This window comes from Aestuariivita sp. (genome assembly GCF_021404545.1).
GTDB lineage: Bacteria > Pseudomonadota > Alphaproteobacteria > Rhodobacterales > Rhodobacteraceae > Aestuariivita.
The window spans coordinates 1-1,149 of record NZ_JAAWWD010000093.1; the positions used below are offsets into that span (position 1 = coordinate 1).

At 60.4% G+C, this 1,149-nt stretch carries 2 protein-coding genes; one reads left to right on the top strand and one right to left on the bottom strand.

What is annotated here, in order from left to right; all coding sequences use genetic code 11:
• Positions 1-495, bottom strand: a 495-nt coding sequence (locus tag HEP69_RS23535; protein ID WP_290560948.1) for a hemolysin III family protein, incomplete at its 3' end; no start/stop codon positions are given.
• A 186-nt stretch (positions 496-681) separates the two neighbouring features.
• Here HEP69_RS23535 and HEP69_RS23540 point away from each other — a divergent pair.
• Positions 682-1,062 carry a hypothetical protein gene (locus tag HEP69_RS23540; protein WP_290560949.1) on the top strand — a complete coding sequence of 127 codons (381 nt, stop codon included), beginning with the start codon at positions 682-684 and terminating at the stop codon, positions 1,060-1,062.
• Positions 1,063-1,149 lie beyond the last annotated feature (87 nt).

Sequence of the window (1,149 nt, forward strand, 5' to 3'; positions counted from 1 at the left end):
CGCCAAGCTTTGGTCCGGAAAAATCGGCCGAAGCGGGAAAAACAGCGCCCCGCCGGACCCTCCCAGCGGCACATAGGGCAACCATCCCGTTGGCATCTGCCCGGGCTTGGCCCGGATCTTGGTCGCGGCCCCAACGATGGCCAGCACCCAGACCAACGCAAGCACCACATAGCCAAAGGCAGTGCCCAAAAGCACGCTGAGCGGCGTGAAGGTGCCCGCGATTTTCACATAGATCGCAGCATGATCCAGACGGCGCAAAATGGGCCGCGCGGCGGTATGGGCATAAAGGTGATAGGCCGCCGAGGCCCCCAGCATCATCAAAAGCGCACCGGAATAGACGATGGTCGAGGCCAGCGTCACCCCGTCCATGCGCAGCGCCAACAGGGCGAATAGCACGGCAACACCGGTAAGCGCCGCCAGCAGACCAGCAATATGCACCGCCCCGTCAGCAAGACGTTCGGCACGGGAATAGGCAGGATAGGACATATCGATCATCCGGTCTGTTTGGCAGAAGAGTATTAATTTTTCTATGCGTTGTCTCACGATATGGCCGGAGTTTTCCGAAATTCTTGGCGTTTTGAGCGTGACGTTGCGGCAATCCCAAGACAGCGTGCCCTAGAATCGAGTCGCACCCCGCCGCAGGATTTGCGATACTAGCCCCCGAAATAAAGGGGTGTGATCATGCAACGCCGTCATGGTCTGGGTCTGGTGAGCGCCGGAATGCTCGCCCTTGGCTGGCCTGTCGCAGCACAGCCCACGCAGATGAACGCGGCCGAAATCACCGCGCTCTTGTCTGGCAACACCATTGTCGGAAGCTGGTCAGGCACTGACTATCAGCAGTATTTTGCTGCCGATGGCAGAACGGTCTATATGCTGGGCGATGGCCGCCGCGACGATGGACAATGGCGCGTAAACGCCGAAACCAACGACTATGAAAGCTGGGGGCGCAGCACCGGCTGGACCCCCTACGCCATGGTGCGCACCGAGGCAGGCGGCTATGCCTGGATCAATGGCGACCGGCTCGAACCCTTCGAGATTCTGAACGGGCGCCAGATCGAGTAAGCGCCCGCGCCCTAAAAGCGCGAGCGACCTTTCCCAAACACAGGTCACCTGTTACCAACTCCCGGGCCCCCAGACCACCCACCAATC

Bases quoted from the DNA above. Each gene is read 5' to 3' on its own strand.
- HEP69_RS23540 (WP_290560949.1), top strand. From the start codon at position 682: ATGCAACGCCGTCATGGTCTGGGTCTGGTGAGCGCCGGAATGCTCGCC.